Source organism: Aurantimonas manganoxydans SI85-9A1 (assembly GCF_000153465.1).
Lineage (GTDB): Bacteria > Pseudomonadota > Alphaproteobacteria > Rhizobiales > Rhizobiaceae > Aurantimonas > Aurantimonas manganoxydans.
Genome location: NZ_CH672387.1, coordinates 3,071,069 through 3,092,588, shown reverse-complemented (window position 1 = coordinate 3,092,588; position 21,520 = coordinate 3,071,069). Strand labels below are relative to the sequence as shown.

Genomic DNA, 21,520 nt, shown 5'->3' with positions numbered 1-21,520 from the left:
AGGGTCGCGGGCGGAACACCGCACCCGTCCTGCCATGCACCCACTCACCCGTATCCGGGGACGTCCATGACCAATTTCTCCCGCTCCCAGATCGTCACCAAGCCGGCCCGCATGTCGCAGACCGGCATCGTCGCCGCCCAGCATCGCCGGGTTGCGGAACTCGGCGCACAAGTCCTGGCGGCCGGCGGCGATGCCCTCGACGCGGCGACCGCCGTCTCCTTCGGCATGGGCGTGCTGGAGCCCTGGATGAGCGGCCCGGCCGGCGGCGGCGCGATGATGGTGTGGCGGGCCGACGAGGCGAAACCCTACGCAGTCTATTACGGCATGCGGGCCCCGGCCGGGCTCGACCCGGCGGCGTTTCCGCTGGCCGGGGAGGGCCGCGCGAGTGATCTTTTTCCCTGGAAGCGGGTGGTCGGCGACCGCAATATCGAGGGCGCGACGGCGGTGGCGGTGCCGGGTGTCGTGGACGGCATCGGCATCGCCCATGCTCGCTGGGGGCGCATGCCCTGGCACGATCTCGTCCAGCCGGCGGCGGCGATGGCCCGCGAGGGGCTGAAGATCGACTGGTACGCCGGCCTGATGATCGCCTCGGCGGCGCGGTCGCTGGCGCGCGATCCCGACGCCGCGGCGCTGTTCCTGGAGGACGGGGTCTGGCCACCGGTCGGCGGGTGGACGGCACTGACCGACATCCGCCTCGCCATGGGCCGGATGGCCGACACGCTGGACGCCATCGCCCGCAACGGGCCGCGCGAGATGCACGAGGGCGACGTCGCCCGCGAGCTCGCCCGCGACGTCGCCGAGAAGGGCGGCTCGCTGACCTTTACGGATCTCGCCGCCTATCGTGCCGAAATCCAGACGCCGCTCTCCTTCGCGGCGCCGGGCGGCCGGCTGCACGTGACGCCCGAGCTGACGGCGGGGCCGACGCTGGCCGATGCCTTTGCGCGCTACGCGGCGGCGGGATCTTTCGCCAGGCCCGGCGACGAACTGGCGGCGACCGCGGATGCGTTGTCCGCAGCCTATGCGGATCGTCTGGCCCGGATGGGCGACCATGACAGCCCGGCCGCGCCCGGCTCGACGACGCATTTCTCCATCGTCGACAGGCGCGGCAACATGGTGGCAATGACCCAGACGCTGCTGTCGGTCTTCGGGTCGCGGGTGGTCTCGCCCTCGACCGGACTGCTTCTGAACAACGGCATCATGTGGTTCGATCCCGAACAGGGCGGGCCGAACGCGCTCGCCGGCGGCAAGCGCTGCCTGATGAATGTCTGCCCGATCCTCGGCGAAAGCGGAAACACGCGGTTTGCGCTCGGCGCCTCGGGCGGACGCAAGATCCTGCCGGCCGTGTTCCAGCTTGCCCGCCACATGCTGTCGGGACGCGACCTCGACGCCGCCTTCCACGCGCCGCGCATCGACGTGTCGGGCGGCGACATGGTGATTGCCGACGAAGCGATCCCGGACGCCGATCTGGCTGCGCTGCGGCGAACCCACCGGGTCGAGACCGTGCCGCGGACGGTCTTTCCCTATGCCTTCGCCTGTCCCTCCGGCGTGGCGCGGCAGGGGGCGACCAACTGGGGCGCCACCGAGATCGTCTCGCCCTGGGGCGACGCCGTCGCCGAAGAGGATGTCGCGGCCACCGAATAGCGGCGGGCACCGCACTTGTCGGAACGCCGCCTCGGCCGATGGCGCTACAGGAGCGGGCTGACCAACCGGGCGAGGTTTTCCAGAAGCCGTGTGCCGCGCGGGCGTGCCCGCCAGTCGTCCAGCGTCAGCGGGTCGCTATGCGCGATGTAGTGGCGTTGGGCGGCGTCGAGACGGCCACTGGCCTCCTCGCCATGCAGGATCAGGCTGATCTCGGCGTTCAGCATGAAAGAGCGCACGTCGGTATTGCTGGAGCCGATGACGCCGACCCGCCCGTCGATCGACACGTTCTTGGCGTGCAGCAGATGGTCGCGATAGCGGTAGAGGCGAACGCCGGCCGCCAGAAGCTCGTCGTAATAGGATCGCTGGGCCAGGCTGACGAGCCGCTGATCGACGACCTGCGAGACGATCAGATTGATCTCCACGCCGCGGGTGACGCCATTCTTCAGGGCGGTCAGTAGCGCTTCGTCGGGAATGAGGTAGGGCGACACGATCGCGACCCGGCGTTCGGCGCCGTGGACCAGTTCGATCAGCAGCCTCTCATAGCCCGGAACGCCGAAATCCGGTCCGCTCGGCATTGCCTGCAGGACGGCATCGCCGGCTGTACGCGCAACGGGCAGGGGCGCGAGCCGCGTCTCGGTCTCCAGATACCAGTCGCCAGCAAAGACCGCCTCCAGCGCGGCGGTGGCGGGGCCTTCCACCCGGCCGACCAGTTCGTCGTTGCGAATGCCCGGCTTGAAGTCGCGGTCGACGATGTTCTGCGAGCCGACGAAGGCGATTTCGCCATCGATCAGGCAGAGCTTGCGGTGATTGCGAAGGTCGCTGCGGGTGCGCCGCAGGGCCGCGAAGCGCACCGGCAGGGCGAGCCGGGCGTCGACGCCGCGGGCGGTCAGCATCGGCAGGCTGCGCTTGATCCAGGGCCGCGAGCCGAGCGCGTCGATCAGCACCCGGACGGCCACGCCGCGGGCGACGGCCCGCCCCAGCGCGTCGGCGATCTTGGTGCCCGTCCGGTCGTCGGCGAAGATGTAGGTGAGGAGATGAACCTGCGTGCGGGCGCCGTCGATGGCCGCCACCATGGCGTCGATCGTGGCGTCGTAGTCGGTGAAGAGGTCGACCCGGTTGCCGTCGCAGGCCGGAAAGCCGCCGAGCGCCTCGGCAAGCCGCGACAGCCGGTCCGGGGCGTGGGCGGGGACGGGCAGGTCGCGCGCCACCCGGGAGCGTTCCGACGCCGTCGCGGCGAAGCGCGCGGTGCGCCAGGCCGGAAAACTCGCCCGCCCGATCAGGCGGTAGAGGATCAGGGCCGGGATCGGCAGGAACAGGACCAGCAAGAGCCAGCTGCGCGCCGATTCCGGCGGCCGGCGCAGCGGAATGACCACGATCATCACCAGGCGGACGGCCCATTCGCACAGGAGATAGGTGAGCGTGAGGCTGGGAAGGTCCAACATGCCCGCGCCTAAGCGGACCGTCGCGCCGGCTTGGGCGCCCCTGCCTGGCAATCTCTCGTCATCGCGCCGACCTCTCCATGCCGTCCCCCGACGCCCGGCCGTGAGCCGGTGAGGCTGGCGGTCTGGCGTTGGGGACAGACGGCCGGAGCTTGCCGGTTCTGTCAATGGCTACCGAGGGCGACAGGCGGGCGCAGGCGGCGCTCAGGCCGCCTGCTCGAGCTCGCTCGTGCAGCGCAGGATCTCGGCCTTGATCGCACCCTCCAGCGCTTCCAGGCCGGCAATCAGCCGTTCCAGTTGGGTCGTGTCGACAGGCGCCCGGCCGGCGGCCAGCTTGGCGCATTCGAAATGCGCGCTGCGATAGCCCTGCACCAGCCGCTCGATCTCGTCGGCCCAGAAGTCGAAGCTCGCCGTGTCCCGTCCGAGCGTGCGCCAGAAGAAGGCGATGACGTGCTCATAGGCATATTTGCGGATCACCAGGATCGGCAGTTCGGCGACCGCCTCCGGCAGATCGGCCAGCGGCCGTGTCGCGCGGGCGCCGGCATGGGCGGCGAGGACGCGTCTGAGCCCGGTCGCGAAGGGGTTCACGTCGAGCCGGATCACCGACCGGAAGAAGGCAGCGAGCGCCGCTTGCTCAGGTGGACGGCTGCCCCGATGGTCGATCAGGAAGCCGCCCGAGACATGCGGGCTGGCCATGGCGGCGGCCAGCCGGTCGGCCGCGAGCGGGCCTTCCCAGCGGAAATCGACGTCCCGCATGAGCAGCTTGCCCGGCTCGTCATGGGGCGCCAGCAGCGCGTAATGGGGGAAGGGATCGCGGTCGAACGGGTTCTCGCGCTCCGGCAGGCGGTGGAGATCGACCATCACCATCGTGTCGATGCCCTCGGCGGGGCTCTTTGCGGCGGCGAGCAGCGTGTCGGAATCCGCGACCGGCGTGATCGTGGCGCCGTACAGTGACGCGAACCAGTCGCGGAAATCGCCATGGGTCATGCCGGCCGCGTGGTAGCGGATCCGCATCCGGTCATCGAGGGCGAAGGGCGAATCCGGGATGGCCGCGTAGAAGGGGCGGTGGTCGATCCCATCGCGGCGCTTCAGCCCGTCGCAGAGACAGCTCACATAGCAATGGACCTTGATGTCCATGGGCATTTCGCCGTGCACGCCGGCCGCCGCCCGGGCCTCGGCGCGCCCGGCCGCCGGATCGATCGCCGGCCGCACCCGCGGCGCGAGGTCCGTGCCGGCCTGGTCGGGGCCGAACTGGGCGAGCAGATCGCCGATGGTGATCAGTCGCGCGCTGTCCAGCGCGGTCTTCGGCACCTCGAAGCCGTGGCCGGTTTCCAGCCGCACCAGAAGCTCCATCAGGATGACGGAATCGATCCCGAGATCCTCGCGCAGCCGGGCGGCTAGGGCGAAGCGTTCCATGCCGGGATGCCGGATCTCCTCGGCGAGGACCATGCGGACGGTGTCGAGAAGGGAAGGTGCTGCGGGCTGGTCCATGATGATCTCTAGAGTCGGTCTTCAGTGTAGAGGCTGCGGATCTCGCGGCGGCTGATCTTGCCGGTACCGCCGCGCGGGATCGCGGCGGCGCGGCGCATCGCGCGCGGGCGCTGGTGGCCGGCGAGCTGCGTGCCGCACCATTGCGCGATGGCGGCCTCGGTGACGTCGTCAGCGCCGGTGTAGACGAGCGCGACGCGCCCGCCGGCAAAGGCGTCGTCCAGGCCGAACACCACGGCGTCCTCGATGCCCGGCATGGCCATGACCACGTCCTCGACCTCGCGCGGATAGACGTTGAGGCCCGAGACGATGATCGTGTCGTCGAGGCGCGCGTCGAAGACGAGAACGCCGTCGTCGCGCAGATGGCCGAGATCGCGGGTGCCGACCGTGCCCCACGGCGTGTCGACGATGATCTCCGCCGGTTCCGCCGCCGTGCCGGCCCGCAGCCGGTGATGGGGCAGCGGCCGGCCCATCTCGTTCGCCGCAACGAGATCCTCGCTGACCGCGACCACACCGGCTTCCGAACAGCCATATTGCTGGAACAGGGTGCCGGTCCTGGCGCGGATTGCCTCGAACCAGGGCGCCGGCAGCAGCGTGCCGGAGGTCATCGCCGCATGCATGGTCTCGCCCGGCTTCAGGAAGCGGGCCGCCACGTTGAGAAAGGCCGGCGCGGCGTAGAGGAGCGGCCGCTCCATCTCGGCCATGCGGGACAGGACGTATTTCGGATTGTCCGGCGACAGCACCAGTGGGGTCACGCCGCGCGCGACACCGGCCAGAAGGCCGCAGATCAGGCCGTAGGAATGGCTGATCGGGCAGGCCACCACCGGCACCTTGTCATGGGCGCCCTCGAAGAAGCCGACATAGGATTCGATCTCGGCCTCGATGTCCTCGAAGGTCCGGGCGATGATCTTCGCCTCGCCCGTCGTGCCGGAACTGGTCTGGATCAGGCGATGGCCGAATTCGCGCTGGCGGGCGTCGGGCTCCAGCGCCTCGGCCGGCGCACGGCCGAAGGTCAGCGTGTCGCAGCAGGCGCTGAGCGCGATGCGCCGGGCCGCCGTCGACGGCGTCGCCGGGTGCAGCGGCATGATGCTGCCGCCCTCCTGCCGGATCAGCAGGAACGCCGCCATCAGTTCGGCCGGATCGGTCAGGCAGACGGCGTGGGTGCCGTGCAGCGTGCTGCCCAGCCGGCCGCCCTGCTGCATCTGCGCGGCGAGGGCGAGCAGCGCGGCGAAATCGTAGTCGCGATCATCGAAACGGATCATGCCAGGGCCTTCCATGGCTTGCGGGCAAGGGAATTGGGGACGACGAGCGGGCCTTCGGCGGCATGTCCGAGCTTGGCGGAGAGCAGCCGGTCGGTGACCACGGTCTGTGTGTGCAGCCCGAGTTGATCGGCCCGGTGCTCCAGCTTCAGGGCCTTCGCGTGGTTCGTGACGAGGCACAGGGTCTCGTCGAAGAAGGCCTTTTGGGTGTGGCCGTAGCGTCGCTCCATCAGGAAGGCGAAGTCGGCGAGGGAGAAGATCAGCACGGCGTCGGTGAACAGCCAGCGCAGCTCCTCCACGTCCTGCATCCAGTAGAAGCGGTTGGGCGTGCGGTCGGCGAACAGCGGGTCGATCGCCACAAAATCGGGCAGTGGTGGGGCGCCGCGCAGGAAGTCCGGCACCCATTCCAGATTGTCGGAGAAGTCCCGCAGTGCGATCCGCACCGGCCAACCGTCGCGATGGATCAGCACCAGGTTCTGGCCATGCGCCTCGGATGCCAGGCCGTAGGCCAGAAGCAAGTGAACCATCGGCCGCACGACCACTTCGATCAGCTGCGTGACGAAGCCGGCGCAGCCATAGCGGCGAATCCAGGGGGCCACGAACGGGTCGCCGTCTGCCTCGACCGCGAAGAGGGCGTTGAGCGGCACCGCCTCTTCGCCCGGTGCCAGCCTCGCGGCCGGGTTGTCGCGCCAGATCGCGCCGGTGTGTTCGGCTTCGGTGCCGTTCCGGTCGAAGACGAGAGCCCGGGCTTCCTTCAACACGACGAGGCGATCGCCATCGCTCAACCAGCGGTCGTTCGCTACCAGTGTCGCAAACCAGTCGGAGATGGAGGGGCCGGCCAGCGCCCAGTGCGGGTCCAGTGTCCGCGCGACGGAGGTGTTCACCACCGCCAGCGGCAACTTGAGGTGCGGCGCGTCGGGACGGTCGAGATTGACCAATGTGCGCAGCGACTGGGTGGCGCGATAGCTTTCGCCGGCGACGCCGAGGTCGTGGACCTCGCCGAGCGCGATTGCCGGGGCGACGATGGCGGCGGTCTTCGCGCGCCATTGCCAGGGATGGACCGGCATCAGCTGCCATTGCGCCGCCGCCTCCGCGCCGACGCGGTCCAGCGCCATCGCGGCCACCACCGGCCCGGCCAGCTGCGCCCAGCCGTCCGGCCCGCGCAGGTCCGGTCCGCTGCGGTGCAGCCGGTCGTCGCGGACGAGCAGCCAGCGAAGCAGGAACCCGGCCTTGGCTTCCGGCCCGAACCGCATGTCGTCGGCGTCGTTGAAGCCCAGCCGGCTCCGGAAGGCCGGATGGTAGGGATGGCCTTCGTAGATCGCCGAATCGAGCCGGGCGAAGTCGAACTCGCGGCGATTGGCCGGGGCCACCCGGATGGCATGGGCGAGGCCGCTGGCCGTACGGGCGAACTCTTCCTGAAGGCGCGTGCGGCGCACCGGCTCCGGCACCAGCGCCGCGACGATCGATGCCACGGCATCGGCATGCGCCGGCAGGCCGTTCAGCCGCACGGTGTCCGGTACGACACGGGGCCGGCCGAACGCGCCGGTGTAGAGCTCCGCGTCGATGACGAGACCGGCGACGCCGAGGCGCACGGTCCTGCGCCCGTCGCGAGCGGGAGCGCCCTCGGCTTCGACCGCCAGCAAACCCTCGTAGAGGGCTGCCGACACGAGCTGCGCCAGGACACGGGGCGCGGCGCCGTCGGGGCCGGGGAGATCGAGCACGAATGTCATGAGGCCAGCCGTTGCGGCCGGCTCGGGCCCGGCGCGATGAGGGGATTGGGCCAGCGCGTGTAGACGCCGGCGCCGGTGGGGCTCGCGAGTTCGTCGGTATCGGCCAGCCGCAGGCCGAGATTGGCCTTGAGCACCAGATCGGGCGCGGCAAGCGCGGTGTCGCAGAAGCGGCGGCCGCCACGCGATGTGCGGCCGGCCAGCGTCTGCAGGGTCTGGCGCAACTGCCCAATAGCGGCATCTTCCGGCAGAAGACCGTCTTCGCCTAGCCGGGCGATGACCGAGAACACCTGGTTGACCAGGAGGTAGTAGGTGAGGCGCCCGACGATCTCTTCCTCGCGGAAGAACAGCCCGTCGATTCCCCTCGCCTCTGGGAAGTTGGTGGAAAGCGCTGGCCGTTCGGACTCCGACAGGTAGAAGCCCTGATTGTCGCGATAGACCAGACCGTCCGGCCAGCCGTCGACGAGGCGCAAGAGGCAGTTCTGCTGATGCGCCTCCAGCGCGATGCCGGTGCGGTCGAAGAAGCGGATGACCGGCTCCACGCTGGCCTTCAGATAGGCATCGAACCAGCGGGCGGCGGTGGCCTGCGGTGTCGCGCCGTCGCGTGCGGCCAGCCGCGCGATCAGCCCCTTGAGCATCGACGGGCGCGGCCGGACGGGCGCGGCCGTCAGCGCCGCGACCATCACCGGCGGTTCCGCGTCGGGCGCGACGGTCTCGCGGTAGATGGTCTCGAAGCCGGTGTCGGTCTGGCCGGGCAGTTCCACCGTCACCCAGGCCGGGTCGGGGAGGAACGACAGGCCGCCGGCTTCGGCAAGGGCGCCCTGACGCTTCAGCCAGCGTGCCATGGCGACGCCCGCCTTCATCTCCTCAAGGCCGTTGCGCCGGACCGAATTGGTGATCTGTACCGGCAGCGAGAATTTCAGCTGGTAGCCGGCATCGGCCGAGCAGACCGTGCGCATCGAGGAGGTGGCGAAGAAGTCGGGTCCCACGGGCCCCAGAAGTCGCAGGATGCCGTCCCGGCGCGCGGCCGCGACATGGGGGGACAGCTGCAGATATTCCGCCTGCAGCGGGTGCATGAGGAGGATGGCCTCCTTATCGCCCAGTCCGCATCTGGCCAGATCGTCGCCGGCCAGCCTGGCGGCGATTTCGGTGGGTTTCGGACCATAGGCATGATCCTCGCGCACATGGTGCCGGTCGACGGCGAAGGCGACGAGCTGGAAGCGGCCGCCGGCTTCGGGCGCGTAGACCTCCCGCTGCCAGGGCGTGATGCCCTCCATGCTCTTCGGCGTCGGATGCAGCCAGTGGCCATAGACCAGCGACTGCTCCGTCGCGAGAAAATCGTGGCCGGGAACGGTGGTCCGGGTGCGCGTCAGATTGGCGTCGATCGCGCGGATGCTCTGGATCACCCGGGAGAGGAGCGCGGCGCTGTTGGCGCTGCCGGCCAGAGCGCCGCCATTGCGCTCGCTCGCTTCGGCGATCATCAGCTGGATGCCGGTCAGCCAGCTGATCGAGCGGAAGCGTCCGTCCCCGAAATCGGCGGCCTGGACGAGGCCGAATTCATGCGCCCCGCAGAGCGAGCGATAGGCCAGGGCGGCACGCAGGCGCCGGCGCTGACCCGTCAGCCGCCATTCGATGAAGGAGGGCGCCGGGCCGTCGCGCGCGACGAAGCGGCCGGCATCGATCTCGCGCAGATAGCAATTGGCGAAGGCGCGGAACGCGGCGCGTTCCGCCACGGTCCAGCTCGGCTCGAGGGTCGGGGCGAGCCTCGGTCCATAAGCCGCCGGGCGCCGCCATGCCGATTCGGCGCCGACCGGGCGAGCGGCATCATCCGTTGCACGCGCGACGATCACCGGCAGGGGCCCGGATTGCGGACGACGGTCCGAATCCGTTCCGTCACCGACCATTCTGTCGCGCTGAGCCATTGATCCTCTCCGGGCAGGCGTCCGGGCCGCACCCGCGTGCCGCCCGATTGCGTGGCGTTGCCTAACCGGCTTCCCGCCTCGTGACAATAAACATGATAAAAAGAATCAGGTTTTGTAGTGGCTGGCGGTGAAGGAAGCGGAGACGGGACCTTGGCCGCAACTCAGCCGGGAAGGCAGTGTGGCGATGGCAGGGCGGGAATGCGCCGCGATGGCGGCCCGCAGAACGTGGCTAGCACCGGACCGGTGGTCTCCAGGCCCTTTCTTACAGGGATTCCAGAGTCAGTGCAGTTTTGCCACACTCGCGGTGTCGCGGTCGCAACGGCAATATGCAAAGTTGATTCTACGAGTCATGTTTTGTAACGCATCTTCTCACACGCAACTTGTCCGCCACGGTGCCGAGCGCGTGTTCCCATGGTTCGAGTAAAGGAAAATGATCGATGACCGACGACCGGGCGACGACCTCGCTGCGCCGCATGCTTCTCGTGACGGTCAGTCCCGTCATCTGTGTCTTCGCGGCCGGCACGGCTTTCGCGCAATCGCCGGCTCGCGATTATACGCAGGCCACCGCCGCCACCGGTGAGACGGGAACGGTCCTGCTCGGCGAAGTTGTCGTGGCGGGTTCCGGCGGCAGCGAGGAGTCCATCGAGGACGGCAACACCGTCGCCGTCGTCGACTACACCGAGATCGAGACCTTCCGCCCGCAGACGGTGCAGGACCTCTTCCGCCGCGAGTCCGCAGTGTCGGTCGGCGGCACCATCGCGAGCAACCAGAAGGTCTATGTCCACGGCATCGAGGAGACCAACCTTGCCGTGACGATCGACGGGTCGCGCCAGAACAACAAGCTGTTCCACCACAACGCCACCAACGTCATCGATCCGCGGCTCCTGAAGGCAGCCCGCGTCGATGCCGGCGTTGCCGCCGCCGACGCCGGTCCGGGCGCCCTGGCCGGCGCGATCGCCTACGAGACCGTCGATGTCGAGGACCTGCTGCGCGACGGACGCAACTGGGGCGGCTATGTCGAGGGCGGCTTCCAGACCAATGGCGACACCTTCAGCACGCTCGGCGCCGGTTATGCCCGTTCCAACGGCTTCGAGGTGCTCGGCTTCCTGAACCGTGTCGACGGCGACGACTACGAGGATGGCGACGGCCGCACCGTGACCGGCACCGGCGCCGGCCTCGTCAGCGGTCTCGGCAAGGTGGCCTATGAGGGTCTGTCGGGAGATCGCTTCGAGTTCAGCTACGAGCGGGTGACCGACGACGGCGTGCGCCCCTATCGCGCCAATATCGGCTCCATCATCGGCGGCCGTCCGGTTCCCGACACGCGCATCTACGATCTCGACCGCCAGAATGTCGTCTTCTCCTACGAGAACACGCAGGCGACCGGCTGGTTCGACCCGAAGGTGACGCTCGCCTACAGCACGACCAATCTGGAAACCGAGGAAGACATCCTGCTCGGCGGCGTGCCCAGCGGCAACAAGGCCCGCTACGAGGCCAAGGCCGAGAGTTTCAACGCCACCTTCGCCAATGAATTCCATCTGGAGATGGGATCGGTGAACGCCGGTGTGGACGTCTATCGCGAGACCGCGGATTTCTACGACGCGACCTATTCGACCGGTGAGAAGGCCGACAATATCGGCGCCTTCGCACAGGCCCGTCTCGATCCGACGGACCAGCTGTCGCTCTCCTTCGGTGGCCGTATCGACCACCAGGTCTTCACCGGCACCAACGGCGGAGACCAGCGCAACACCGGCGCCAGCGGCAACGCTTCGGTGAAGTATGCCCTGACCGACCATTTCGCCCTGAAGGCCGGCGTCTCCAGCGTCTTCGGCGGCATCGTCCTCGCCGAAACCTTCATCCAGAACCCGGCCTGGATCTACACCGACATCGATCCGGTGCGCGGCGACAACGGCTTTGCGGGCTTCGAATTCCGCTATGCCGGCTTCATGCTCGACGGTCAGCTGTTCCGCACCGACATCGAGAACGGCCGCACGCCGGAATATCGCGGCGGCCCGTCGCTGACCCACGACTTCACCAGCACCGGTTTCGACCTGGCGGCTGGCTATGACTGGGGCACCGGCAATGTGCGCGGCGGCTTCACAAGCGTGACCACCGAAATGGATGGCAGCGGTGTGGACTCCTATGTCGGCAACTACTTCACCGTGCCGATGGGCGAGATCTTCACCCTCGCCCTGGTCCAGCGGGTCGACGAATACGGTCTGACCTTCGGCGCCGATGCCGAGTTCGCGCTGGAGGAAGAGGCTCCGGCCAAGAACGGTGCCGACCCGGCTGGCGTGCAGCCGCTGGAAAGCTACGCCGTCGTCAACGCCTTCGTCGAATACGTCCCGCCGCAGCTCAGCAACGTCACGCTGCGCGCCAAGGTCGACAACATCTTCGACGAGACCTATTCCGACCGCGCCACCTACGGCCAGGAATTCTCCACCGTCGTGCCGCTGCGCAGCCCCGGCCGCTCCTTCGGCGTCTCGGCCCGCATCGAGTTCTGATCGAGACGGCGGCGGGCGAAGGGCTCGCCGCACCGAAAGATCCCATCATGGACAGGGCCGGGAATAAGACCTCCCGGCCCTTTTTTGCGTGCGCCGGACGCCATCGCTGAGGCGTTCTTGCCCGCGAACGGGCGGTGCCGCTGTCTGCCCGACGGTGACGCTCCGTTGCCGTTCGCGCCCGCATCGTTCGCTTGAGGCGCGCGACCGTGCATCTATAGTGGGCTGCAAGGCGCAAGGACCCGTTCCCGGGATCCGTCGCGGTTTTCCCGAAAACGGCAGGTCGGCGCGGCCGACATTCGCCGCCAGCCACCGGACCCGGTCGCCCTTCACCCGCAAAAATTCGAAAATGGAGATGTCGATGACCGACAATGCCGAATACACGCCGCCCGCCGTCTGGACCTGGGACAAGGAAAGCGGCGGCAAGTTCGCTAGCATCAACCGTCCCATCGCCGGCCCGACCCATGACAAGGAACTGCCGGTCGGCAAGCATCCGCTGCAGCTCTATTCGCTGGCGACGCCGAACGGCGTCAAGGTGACGGTGATGCTCGAGGAGCTTCTGGCATCTGGCCACAGTGGCGCCGAATACGACGCCTGGCTGATCCAGATCGGCGAGGGCGACCAGTTCTCCAGCGGCTTCGTCGAGATCAACCCGAACTCCAAGATCCCGGCGCTCAACGACCGCAGCGGACCGGAGCCGATCCGGGTGTTCGAATCCGGTGCGATCCTCATCTATCTGGCCGAGAAGTTCGGCGCCTTTCTGCCCACCAGCCCGGCCGCGCGGGCCGAGTGCCTGTCCTGGCTGCAGTGGCAGATGGGCTCGGCGCCGTTCCTGGGCGGCGGCTTCGGCCATTTCTATGCCTATGCGCCGGTCAAATACGAATACCCGATCAATCGCTACGCCATGGAGGTGAAGCGCCAGCTCGACGTCCTCGATCGCCGGCTGGCCGACAACGAGTTCGTCGCCGGGCCCGAATACACCATCGCCGACATGGCGATCTGGCCCTGGTACGGGGCGCTGGCCAAGGGGCTGCTCTACGATGCGGGCGAGTTCCTGCAGGTGCAGGACTACAAGAACGTCCAGCGCTGGACCGAAGCGGTCTATGCCCGCCCGGCGGTCAAGCGCGGCCGGATGGTCAACCGCGTGATGGGCGAGCCGTCGAGCCAGCTCCACGAGCGCCATGACGCGTCCGACTTCGACACGAAGACGCAGGACAAGATCGCGCCCGACGCGAGGTAGCGCGAGACGTTAGCGCGATACCCGGCGGCCGTCACCGCCGCCGGGTGAATGGCGTGCCGTCGATCAGGTGGCGGCGCCGTGCGCTTCCAGCACCTTCGCCACCAGCGGCATCAACTCGTCCGCCCCGCGATAGCCATGGGTCAGCATCGTGTAGGTGCCTTCGGCGTTCGGTCCGACGACCAGCGTCGGGAAGCCCTGCACCCCGGCATTGCGAGAGGTGGCGTAGTCGAGGCGCGTGGCATCGCGCACCGCGTCGGACTGAAGCCGCATCAGGAACGGTTCGCGCTCCAGACCCATCTCCTCGGCGAGATCGGCCAGGGTCTCCGCCTGCGTGACGTCGCGGTTCTCGGCGTAGAAGGCGCGCTGGACGCGCTCGAGGAACGGCAGTTCCAGCTCGGGGTTCTCGGCCCGGACCGCCACGACGGCCCGTGCGGCCGGATCGGTGTCGTAGACGAAGCCGTCCCGTTCGAAGAAGTCGAAGTCGAAGGCCTGGCCCGAGCGCTCGTGCACATGCTGCCAGTGATTGCGGATTTCCGCCTTGGACTGTGCCGTCATCGGCTCTTCGGTGCCCGGCCTCAGCCCGCCCATCACCACCCGGACCGGCAAGGCGTCGCCATAGGTCTTGCGGATCGTCTCGATGGTCGGTGCGAAGCCCCAGCACCAGGAGCACATGGGGTCGGCGAAATAGATCGCCTGCAGACCGTCTGTCATGTCGATTGCCAATCTGTCGTTGCGGGTCGGGTTTGAAGGGAGTGTCGCGACGTCCGCCGGTCAGGCCGGCTGACAGTGGCGGGCGATATCCGCCGCCATGCTGTCAGCCAGCTGCGCCAGCGCTGCCCGGTCGGTGCCGCGATGCGCCTCGATGCGCAGGGCGGTGACGTCGGACTGGAATCGCGTCGCCAGCCGCTCGGCATCGGCATCGCGCGGGATCTCGCCGGCCGTCCTGGCGCATTCGAAGGCGGCGGTGATCTCGGCGCACATCAGGTCGAGATAGTGCCGCGCCGCATTGGCGATCGCCGGATCGTTGGGCGTTGCGTCGAGCAGCGTCTTGACCAGCATGCAGGCATGGACCGGGTCCTCGCCGAGTTCGCCGCGCCCCAGGGCGCGCAGATGGTCGGTCAGGCCGGAGATCGGCGTGGGCGCTGCCGCCAGCTGCGCGGCGAGGCCGGCGCGGTTGCGCAGGAAATAGCGCTCCAGCGCCGCCAGGAACAACGCCTCCTTGTTCCGGAAGGCCGCATAGATGCTGCCGGGCTTCATCGTCAGCGCGGCTTCCAGATCCTTCAGCGACGTCGCGTGATAGCCCTTCGCCCAGAACAGCCTGAGGGCGGCATCGAGGGCGGCGTCGCGGTCGTAGGGCCGGGCATTGGGGCGGCTGCGTTTCATGTCGTCCAATGTAGGTCGCGCGAGGCAGCCTGTCTGTACCGCCGGGTTCCTCGGCTTTCAAGTTTGAGTGGTTGCTCAATTCTCATCTTGAGCAATCGCTCAAGATGATTGGCTTCCTGCTCATCGAACGACGGCCGGAACACGGACCGTCCCCCGCAGGTATTCCGGACAGCCGTCCGGCACCGACATCAGGAAGCGATCGTGACCGACTTTACCCTGCACGACGAAACCACCGCGCCGGACAACAGCAAGCCGCTGCTCGCCAAGTCCCAGAAGGCCTTCGGGATGGTCCCGGGCCTGCATGCCGTCATGGCCGAGGCGCCGGGGACTGCCGGATGCCTTTCAACAGGTCTACGAGCTGTTCCTGAACTCCAGCTTCGACAAGGACGAGACCGCCGTCGTCTGGTAGACGGTGAACGTCGAGAACACCTGCCATGACTGCGTCCCGGCCCATACCGGCATCGCCAAGGCGATGGACGTCGACGATGCCATCACCGAGGCGCTGCGCGACTTCACCCTCAGCGTCGTGCGCGATCGCGCCAACGTCGATGATGTGAAGGTGCAGGCGTTCCTCGACGCCGGCTTCACCAGGCGCAACATTCTCGACGTGGTGCTTGGCTATCCGCAGAGGGTGATGTCGAACTACACCAACCATCTGGCGCAGACCCCGGTCGACAAGCCGTTCCAGAGATTCGCCTGGCAGAAGGGTCCGCTCGCTGATCTGCCGGGACAAGCCTGTTCCGTCACCGAACGCACGGCCTGCCATCCTTTCAGGTGGCGGGCCGTCGTCGTTTCGGCCAGCGTCATCTCAGCGCCGGAACAGGCAGGTGCGCTGGCCCTCGATCTCGCGGATCATCACCGGCAGGCCGAACACCGCTTCGACCACTTCCTCGGTGATCACCGTCGCGACGGGGCCCTCACGGGCGACCTTGCCGTTGCACATGGCGACGATGCGGTCGGCATAGGCACTGGCGAAATTGATGTCGTGCAGGACGACGACGATCGTCTTGCCCAGTTCGTCCGCGGCGCGGCGGATCAGCCGCATCATCGCCACCGCATGGCGGATGTCGAGATTGTTCAGCGGCTCGTCGAGGAGGATGGTGCCGGTGTCCTGCGCCAGCACCATGGCGACGAAAGCCCGCTGGCGCTGGCCGCCGCTGAGTTCGTCGAGATAGCGCTCGGCCAGATCCGACAAATCGAGATAGGCAATGGCTTCGGCCACCTTGGCGTGGTCGGACGCGCCCATCCGGCCTTTCGAATGGGGAAAGCGGCCGAAACCGACGAGATCGCGCACGGTCAGCCGCACCGACAGCCCGTTCTCCTGCCGCAGGATGGCCAGCCGTTTGGCGAGTTCGTCGCCTTTGGTGCGGGTGACGTCGAGGCCGTCCACGAGGACGCGGCCGCCATCCATCGGCAGGAGCCGCGCGATCATCGACAGGAGCGTCGACTTGCCGGCGCCGTTCGGCCCGATGATCGCCGTCACCCCGCCCGCCGGAAGCGACAGGCTGACGCCATCGACCACCAGGGCGCGATCGTAGCGCTTGGTCAGGTGCTCGGCCTCGATCATGCGATGCCTTTCTTCAGGATGAGGGCGAGGAAGACGAGGCCGCCGGCGAACTCGACGAGGATCCCCAGCGCCGTATCGAAATGCAGGACGTGTTCGAGCAGCGTCTGGCCGCCGACGAGGCAGATGACCGCGATCAGCGAGGCCGCCGTCATCGTCAGGCGATGGCTGCGCGCGCCGACGAGGCTGACCGCCAGGCTGGCGACCAGCAGGCCGAAGAAGGTGACCGGGCCGACCAGCGCGGTGGAAACCGATACCAGCACCGCCACCGTGGCGAGGACCAGCATGACGGCGCGGCGATGGGCGATGCCGAGCGCGATGGCGCGGTCGCGGCCGAGCGACAGGACGTCGAGCGTCGCGGTCATGCGCCACAAAACGAGACTGGCGCCGCCGATCAGCACGCCGGCGATGCCCAGAAGGCCGGTCTCGATGGTGTTGAAGCTGGCGAAGAGCCGGTCCTGCAGGACAACGAAGTCGTTCGGGTCGATCAGCCGCTGCATGAGACTGGCAGTGGAGTGGAACAGGATACCCAGCACGACGCCGACCAGGAGCAGCCGGTGGATGTCGCGCGTGCCGGCGCCGATCAGCGTGCCGTAGAGACCGCAGGCGAACAGCACCATGACCAGGAGCTCGCCGGCGAACAGCACGGTGGGAGCGATCGCCGCCGTGGTGGCGGCGCCGGTCAGGAACACGAGCAGCGTCTGGATCAGCCGGTAGAGGGCATCGAACCCCATGATCGACGGCGTCAGGATTCGGTTGCCGGCGATCGTCTGGAACACCACGGTGGACGTCGCGATGGCGTGGGCGACCAGCAGCATCGCCGCCAGCTTGGCGCCGCGGAACGGCAGCACGAACGACCAGTTGCCGCGCGCCCCGAGCGTCAGGAAGAGGACGCAGGCGAGGATCGCCAGCGCCGCCAGGGCGAAAAGGGTCAGGCGTTCGGGCCGGTCGCTCCGCCGGGGCGGCGTCGTCGAGCGTGCGGTCCCGGTGCGGCCGTGGGGGGCGCCGAGGTCAACCAAGGCTCGGCCTCCGGCGGAAGATGATCGCCAGGAACACGCAGGTACCGAGAACGCCCATGATCGTGCCGGCCGGGATCTCGTAGGGTGTCCGCACCAGCCGCCCGACGAGATCGCAGGCCAGCACCAGCGCCGCACCCAACAGGGCGACATAGGGCACCGTGCGCCGGCCATTGTCGCCGACGAGCATGGAGACGAGGTTCGGTACGACGAGGCCGACAAAGGGGATGCTGCCCACCGACACGATGGTGACGGCGGCGACGAGCGAGACGACCACGAGGCCGAGCGCCAGAACGCGCTCGTAGGAGAGCCCCAGATTGGTCGCCACGTCGCGGCCGAGGCCGGCGAGGGTGAAGCGGTCGGCGGCGAAGACCGCCAGGATCGTCAGGCCGAAGGCGATCCAGAGCAGCTCGTAGCGGCCGCGCAGCACCATCGAGAAATCGCCGCTCATCCAGGCGCCGAGCGACTGCATCAGATCGAAGCGATAGGCGAGAAAGCTCGCCCCGGCGCCGATGATGCCCGACATGATCAGCCCGACCAGCGGCACCAGCATGCCGGAGCGCAGCCGCAGCCGGGCGATGATCGCCATGAACAGCGCCGTGCCGGCCAGCGCGAATCCGGCGGCGATCAGCATCTGGCCGAAGACCGGTAGGCCGGGGGCGAGGATGGTCACCGCGAGCAGGCCGAGGCTCGCCGATTCCGTCGTGCCGACGGTCGACGGCTCGACGAAGCGGTTCGACGACAGCATCTGCATGATCAGGCCGGCGACGGCGAGGCCGGCCCCGGCCAGCAGCGCCGCGAGCGTCCGCGGAATCCGGCTGACCAGCAGCAACCGCAGGCCGTCCGCGTCCAGCCCCCCGGCCGCGAGCGTGCCGACCGTCAATGCGCCCGCGCCGACGAAGACGCTGGCGAGAGCCAGGAGGACGATCGTAGCGATCAGGCCAGCGATGATGCGGGAGTGGGACATGACGGTCGTGGTTGCTGCCGGCGCGGGGCGGGGCAGGGAGCGAAAGAAGCGTGCGTCGGGGCGGAGCCCCTCCGCGTCAGGAGCCCTTGTCGAAGCGCGCCGTCAGTTGCTCGACATTGGTTTCGAGCGCGGTCAGGCCCGAGGCGGTGAGATACCAGGTGGCCGGGTTCAGATAGACGACATGGCCCGAACGCCACGCCTTGGTGTTCTCGACCAGTTCGTTCTCCAGCAGCGCCGCTGCGGCGCCCTGGCCGATGGCCGCGTCGCGGTCGATCACGAACAGCCAGTCCGGATCGGTGTCGGCGATATATTCAAAGGAGACCGCTTCGCCGTGATTGGCGGCTTCGAGGCCCGTATCCGCCGGCGTGACGCCGAACTCGGCGTGCAACAGCCCGAAACGCGAGCCGGCGCCGAAGGCGCTGATCCGGTTGCCGGTGGTCATGACGATGAGGCCGGTGCCGATCCCGGCCGACGTCTCTTTCAGCGCGGCGATCCGGCCCTGCAGATCGGCGATCCGCTTCTCGGCCAGTTCGGCCTTGCCGAAGATGGCGCCCAGAGTGGTGATCCGCTCGAAGGAACTGGCGAGGAGTTTCCCGGCATCGACGGTCATGTCGATGGTCGGCGCGATCCGTGCCAGCGCCTCGGTCTGTTCGCTGGAGCGTCCGCCGGCGATGATCAGGTCGGGTGCGAGGGCGGCGACCGCCTCGAAATCGGGCTCGAAGATCGAGCCGACCTTCGGTGTGGCGTCGCCGGCATAATGGGCGAGATAGTCCGGGAACGGCGCGGCCGGCAGGCCGGCCATGGGAACGTCCAGCGCGTCGAGCGTATCGATAGACGCCATGTCGAAGACGACGACCGTCTTCGGCTCGGCCGGAATGACGACGTCGCCGCGATAGGTCGAGACCGTCATCTCGCCGGATGCCGGCTCCTGTGCGAGCGCCGGGGCCATGGACAGCGTCAGGGCGCACCAGGCCGCGATCAGGCGGGGCAACAGGCGGCGGCCGCCGCGGGACGCTTGCGCGCCATGGCGGGCCGAAACGGGCTGGAATGCGGACATGTCTGATCCTTTGCGAGTCTCCCGGACGGCGGGCCGACAGGGCTGAGTGGATAAGATGAAAGTAATTGTCAAGATTAGCGGTGCTCCGGGGGCCGGGCACGAACCGATGCGGTTTCCGCGACCGCTCAACATAACCTGATAATTGAAATCATGTTTGGCCCGGGCTATGGCGGCCCGGAAGCCTCGGCGGTGCCCAAGGGCGCCGTGCCGGACGGGCGGGCAACGACGGCCCGCCGCCGTGAAGACAGACAGGGAAGCAATGCCGCATGAAGCACGAGATCATTCGCGTTCGCCATGAGTTGCGGCGACGGGACCTGGCGGTCAGCCGGGTCGAATATCCGACGCCCGGCATGCTCCGCATGACCCTGACCGGCGAGGATCTGGAAGGGTTTCACAGCCCGTCCGCCGACGACCATGTGAAGCTGTTCATTCCGCAGCCGGACGGCGAGCCGGCGATGCGCGACTACACCCCGCGCCGCTACGATCCGCAGAGCCAGTCGCTGGTCCTCGACTTCGCCCTGCATGACGGCGGACCGGCGACGCTCTGGGCGCGCTCGGCGAAGGAGGGGGATCGCCTGCAGATCGGGGGGCCACGCGGATCGTCCATCGTGCCGCATGATTTCGACTGGTGGCTGATGGTCGGCGACGAGACCGCGCTGCCGGCGATCGGCCGGCGGCTGGAAGAGTTCGCGCCGGGCACGCCGGTCGCCACGCTGGTCGCGGTTGAAGGGCCGGCGGAAGAGCAGGCGCTCGCGACCCGGGCCGCGTATCGGCCGCTCTGGGTGCACCGGCCGCTTGCCGCCGCCTCCGATCCCGCGCCGGTTCTTCAGGCGCTTGCCGATCTGTCGCTGCCGGAGGGCGAGGGCTTCGTCTGGATCGCGGCGGAAAGCCGCGTCGCCAAGGCGGTCCGCGCCCATGTGACCGACGTCTGGGGGCATCCCAAGCAATGGCTGAAATCCAGCGGCTACTGGAAGCTCGGCACCAAGGACAGCCACGAGGAATTCGACGATTGAGCATCGGCATCCGCACATGGGATGAACGGCTGAAAGCGCGATCCGGCAGCTACCCTTGCCGCGGATCGCGTGATATCTGCCGGACATGACGACGCTCCGGCGCTTCCTTGCGGACCGATCCGCGGCCCTCGCGGCCATGCTGATCCTGACCCAGCTTTTGCTGGGACAGGCGGCGGCATCGGGTTTTGCCTGCGCCAGGATGGACGCGTCCGCCGCAGCCGGCGTGACCGTCATCTGCGTCGGCGACGGCTTCGAGACGCGGTCGGTTCCGGCGGGTGACCCGTCCGGGCACGATTGCTGCGTCGATTGCCCCTCCGCGGCGGGATGCGGCCAGAGCCCGGCCCTGCCGGCGATGGCCGATCTCGCCTCCTACGCGATTGCCGCCGGCGCCACCGACGCTGTCGTGGCCTGGACGCCTTCAGCCGCCGCCCTCGGCCCCCGCGCGCCGCCGCCGGGACTCGCTTTGCAGCGCGGCCCACCGCTTCTCTCCGTCTGAACAAACGGCCCGACTCCGTCGCGGCCCTGCCTGTCCTGTTCAAATGGAGACTTCCATGTCCCTTCGCATCACGCTGGCTGCCGCGGCAGCCCTCACGCTCGGCCTGCTGTCGGCTGCTTCTGCCCACGACTACAAGGTCGGCGACATCACCATCGCCCATCCGTGGAGCCGTGCCACGCCGCCCAACGCCTCCGTCGGCGGCGGTTATCTGGTCATCGAGAACCACGGATCGTCGGATGACCGGCTGCTCGGAGGCGCGTCGCCCGTCGCCGGCGAGGTCCAGATCCACACCATGGAGATGGACGGCGACGTCATGAAGATGCGCCGGCTCGAGGATGGCGTCGCGGTGCCCGCCGGCGCCACGGTCGCGCTGGAGCCCGGCGCCTATCACCTCATGCTCATGAACCTGACAGAGCCGCTCACCGAAGGCAGCCGCGTGCCGCTGACCCTTCGGTTCGAGAAGGCCGGTCCGGTCGAGATGGAGCTGGCGGTCGAGGGCATCGGCGCCCGGGCCCCGGCCGCCATGGACCACGGCGCGCATGGCGGGGCCGCGATGTCGCACGGTGCCGGCGACATGCCGGCCGGTACGGCCGGCCACGGTGCGATGGGCGAGAGCGCCGAGCCGCACCAGCACTAGGCCGCGCCCTCTCCGAAGGTAGTCTGCAGACTGCGCCGACGAGGGATCGCAAGGCAGCGCCAACGCGCCGTTTTGCGGTCCCCGCGCGGAGCGCGTCCCAGCGGCGTCTCCTTCATCCATGAGCGATCGCAGGATCGGTCACGGCGTCGCACCGCGTCTTTGCGGGTCTGCTG

At 68.5% G+C, this 21,520-nt stretch carries 19 protein-coding genes; 6 read left to right on the top strand and 13 right to left on the bottom strand.

Features of this window, described 5'->3' with window-relative positions; all coding sequences use genetic code 11:
- The first annotated feature begins 66 nt into the window (after window positions 1-66).
- A complete protein-coding gene (locus tag SI859A1_RS14580; RefSeq protein ID WP_009210488.1) occupies window positions 67-1,641 on the top strand; it encodes a gamma-glutamyltransferase in 1,575 nt (524 codons plus the stop codon).
- 44 nt (window positions 1,642-1,685) lie between these two features.
- Here the strand turns inward: SI859A1_RS14580 and cls are convergent, their stop codons facing one another.
- From cls to SI859A1_RS14555, 5 genes are all read right to left on the bottom strand, one after another.
- On the bottom strand, window positions 1,686-3,083 hold the full coding sequence (gene cls, locus SI859A1_RS14575; RefSeq protein WP_009210487.1) for a cardiolipin synthase: 1,398 nt from the start codon (window positions 3,081-3,083) through the stop codon (window positions 1,686-1,688).
- A gap of 201 nt (window positions 3,084-3,284) precedes the next feature.
- Complete coding sequence (locus SI859A1_RS14570; RefSeq protein ID WP_009210486.1) at window positions 3,285-4,571, bottom strand: DUF6005 family protein; 1,287 nt, start codon at window positions 4,569-4,571, stop codon at window positions 3,285-3,287.
- 8 nt (window positions 4,572-4,579) lie between these two features.
- Window positions 4,580-5,830, bottom strand: coding sequence for an AMP-binding protein (locus SI859A1_RS14565; protein WP_009210485.1), 1,251 nt, complete (start codon window positions 5,828-5,830; stop codon window positions 4,580-4,582).
- Complete coding sequence (locus SI859A1_RS14560; RefSeq protein WP_009210484.1) at window positions 5,827-7,557, bottom strand: IucA/IucC family protein; 1,731 nt, start codon at window positions 7,555-7,557, stop codon at window positions 5,827-5,829. The genes SI859A1_RS14565 and SI859A1_RS14560 overlap by 4 nt, the downstream gene beginning before the upstream one ends.
- Window positions 7,554-9,287, bottom strand: a complete 1,734-nt coding sequence (locus tag SI859A1_RS14555; RefSeq protein ID WP_040326607.1) for an IucA/IucC family protein — start codon at window positions 9,285-9,287, stop codon at window positions 7,554-7,556. Before SI859A1_RS14555 ends, SI859A1_RS14560 begins: the two co-directional genes overlap by 4 nt.
- A 626-nt stretch (window positions 9,288-9,913) precedes the next feature.
- Here SI859A1_RS14555 and SI859A1_RS14550 point away from each other — a divergent pair.
- Window positions 9,914-11,977: a TonB-dependent receptor domain-containing protein gene (locus tag SI859A1_RS14550; RefSeq protein WP_009210482.1), complete on the top strand. Its 2,064-nt coding sequence runs from the start codon at window positions 9,914-9,916 to the stop codon at window positions 11,975-11,977.
- A 358-nt stretch (window positions 11,978-12,335) separates the two neighbouring features.
- Window positions 12,336-13,214: a glutathione-dependent disulfide-bond oxidoreductase gene (yghU, locus tag SI859A1_RS14545; RefSeq protein ID WP_009210481.1), complete on the top strand. Its 879-nt coding sequence runs from the start codon at window positions 12,336-12,338 to the stop codon at window positions 13,212-13,214.
- Window positions 13,215-13,277: 63 nt separating this feature from the next.
- Here yghU and SI859A1_RS14540 read toward each other — a convergent pair whose 3' ends face one another.
- The 8 genes from SI859A1_RS14540 to SI859A1_RS14510 all read right to left on the bottom strand — a co-directional run bounded on the left by SI859A1_RS14540 (window position 13,278) and on the right by SI859A1_RS14510 (window position 19,201).
- Window positions 13,278-13,925: a DsbA family protein gene (locus SI859A1_RS14540; protein WP_040325863.1), complete on the bottom strand. Its 648-nt coding sequence runs from the start codon at window positions 13,923-13,925 to the stop codon at window positions 13,278-13,280.
- Between the two features lie 60 nt (window positions 13,926-13,985).
- Window positions 13,986-14,597, bottom strand: coding sequence for a TetR/AcrR family transcriptional regulator (locus tag SI859A1_RS14535; protein ID WP_009210479.1), 612 nt, complete (start codon window positions 14,595-14,597; stop codon window positions 13,986-13,988).
- Window positions 14,598-14,717: 120 nt separating this feature from the next.
- Entirely contained in the window at window positions 14,718-14,900 is a 183-nt protein-coding gene (locus SI859A1_RS21680; RefSeq protein WP_154653374.1) for a hypothetical protein, read from the bottom strand.
- A 4-nt stretch (window positions 14,901-14,904) separates the two neighbouring features.
- Complete coding sequence (locus tag SI859A1_RS21675; RefSeq protein WP_154653373.1) at window positions 14,905-15,330, bottom strand: hypothetical protein; 426 nt, start codon at window positions 15,328-15,330, stop codon at window positions 14,905-14,907.
- Window positions 15,331-15,405: 75 nt separating this feature from the next.
- The gene (locus SI859A1_RS14525; RefSeq protein ID WP_009210478.1) at window positions 15,406-16,164 is read right to left on the bottom strand and encodes an iron ABC transporter ATP-binding protein; all 759 of its coding nucleotides are present in this window, start codon (window positions 16,162-16,164) and stop codon (window positions 15,406-15,408) included.
- On the bottom strand, window positions 16,161-17,180 hold the full coding sequence (locus SI859A1_RS14520; RefSeq protein WP_009210477.1) for an iron chelate uptake ABC transporter family permease subunit: 1,020 nt from the start codon (window positions 17,178-17,180) through the stop codon (window positions 16,161-16,163). Before SI859A1_RS14520 ends, SI859A1_RS14525 begins: the two co-directional genes overlap by 4 nt.
- Window positions 17,173-18,144, bottom strand: a complete 972-nt coding sequence (locus tag SI859A1_RS14515) for an ABC transporter permease (protein ID WP_009210476.1) — start codon at window positions 18,142-18,144, stop codon at window positions 17,173-17,175. Before SI859A1_RS14515 ends, SI859A1_RS14520 begins: the two co-directional genes overlap by 8 nt.
- A 76-nt stretch (window positions 18,145-18,220) precedes the next feature.
- A complete protein-coding gene (locus SI859A1_RS14510; RefSeq protein ID WP_009210475.1) occupies window positions 18,221-19,201 on the bottom strand; it encodes a siderophore ABC transporter substrate-binding protein in 981 nt (326 codons plus the stop codon).
- Between the two features lie 266 nt (window positions 19,202-19,467).
- Between SI859A1_RS14510 and SI859A1_RS14505 the strand changes: the two genes are divergently transcribed.
- From SI859A1_RS14505 to SI859A1_RS14495, 3 genes are all read left to right on the top strand, one after another.
- On the top strand, window positions 19,468-20,214 hold the full coding sequence (locus tag SI859A1_RS14505) for a siderophore-interacting protein (RefSeq protein WP_009210474.1): 747 nt from the start codon (window positions 19,468-19,470) through the stop codon (window positions 20,212-20,214).
- A gap of 85 nt (window positions 20,215-20,299) precedes the next feature.
- Window positions 20,300-20,710, top strand: coding sequence for a hypothetical protein (locus tag SI859A1_RS14500; protein WP_009210473.1), 411 nt, complete (start codon window positions 20,300-20,302; stop codon window positions 20,708-20,710).
- Window positions 20,711-20,765: 55 nt separating this feature from the next.
- Complete coding sequence (locus SI859A1_RS14495; protein ID WP_040325861.1) at window positions 20,766-21,347, top strand: copper chaperone PCu(A)C; 582 nt, start codon at window positions 20,766-20,768, stop codon at window positions 21,345-21,347.
- The last annotated feature ends 173 nt before the right edge of the window (window positions 21,348-21,520 follow it).

What these genes read in the sequence shown, in the direction of transcription:
- SI859A1_RS14540 (WP_040325863.1), bottom strand. Translation starts at nt 13,925, where the DNA reads ATGACAGACGGTCTGCAGGCGATCTATTTCGCCGACCCCATGTGCTCC.
- SI859A1_RS14505 (WP_009210474.1), top strand. Translation starts at nt 19,468, where the DNA reads ATGAAGCACGAGATCATTCGCGTTCGCCATGAGTTGCGGCGACGGGAC.
- SI859A1_RS14570 (WP_009210486.1), bottom strand. Translation starts at nt 4,571, where the DNA reads ATGGACCAGCCCGCAGCACCTTCCCTTCTCGACACCGTCCGCATGGTC.
- SI859A1_RS14550 (WP_009210482.1), top strand. Translation starts at nt 9,914, where the DNA reads ATGACCGACGACCGGGCGACGACCTCGCTGCGCCGCATGCTTCTCGTG.
- SI859A1_RS14510 (WP_009210475.1), bottom strand. Translation starts at nt 19,201, where the DNA reads ATGTCCGCATTCCAGCCCGTTTCGGCCCGCCATGGCGCGCAAGCGTCC.
- yghU (WP_009210481.1), top strand. Translation starts at nt 12,336, where the DNA reads ATGACCGACAATGCCGAATACACGCCGCCCGCCGTCTGGACCTGGGAC.
- SI859A1_RS14500 (WP_009210473.1), top strand. Translation starts at nt 20,300, where the DNA reads ATGACGACGCTCCGGCGCTTCCTTGCGGACCGATCCGCGGCCCTCGCG.
- SI859A1_RS14515 (WP_009210476.1), bottom strand. Translation starts at nt 18,144, where the DNA reads ATGTCCCACTCCCGCATCATCGCTGGCCTGATCGCTACGATCGTCCTC.
- SI859A1_RS14495 (WP_040325861.1), top strand. Translation starts at nt 20,766, where the DNA reads ATGTCCCTTCGCATCACGCTGGCTGCCGCGGCAGCCCTCACGCTCGGC.
- SI859A1_RS14580 (WP_009210488.1), top strand. Translation starts at nt 67, where the DNA reads ATGACCAATTTCTCCCGCTCCCAGATCGTCACCAAGCCGGCCCGCATG.
- SI859A1_RS14535 (WP_009210479.1), bottom strand. Translation starts at nt 14,597, where the DNA reads ATGAAACGCAGCCGCCCCAATGCCCGGCCCTACGACCGCGACGCCGCC.
- SI859A1_RS14560 (WP_009210484.1), bottom strand. Translation starts at nt 7,557, where the DNA reads ATGACATTCGTGCTCGATCTCCCCGGCCCCGACGGCGCCGCGCCCCGT.
- SI859A1_RS14525 (WP_009210478.1), bottom strand. Translation starts at nt 16,164, where the DNA reads ATGATCGAGGCCGAGCACCTGACCAAGCGCTACGATCGCGCCCTGGTG.
- cls (WP_009210487.1), bottom strand. Translation starts at nt 3,083, where the DNA reads ATGTTGGACCTTCCCAGCCTCACGCTCACCTATCTCCTGTGCGAATGG.
- SI859A1_RS14565 (WP_009210485.1), bottom strand. Translation starts at nt 5,830, where the DNA reads ATGATCCGTTTCGATGATCGCGACTACGATTTCGCCGCGCTGCTCGCC.
- SI859A1_RS21680 (WP_154653374.1), bottom strand. Translation starts at nt 14,900, where the DNA reads ATGCAGGCCCGGGACCATCCCGAAGGCCTTCTGGGACTTGGCGAGCAG.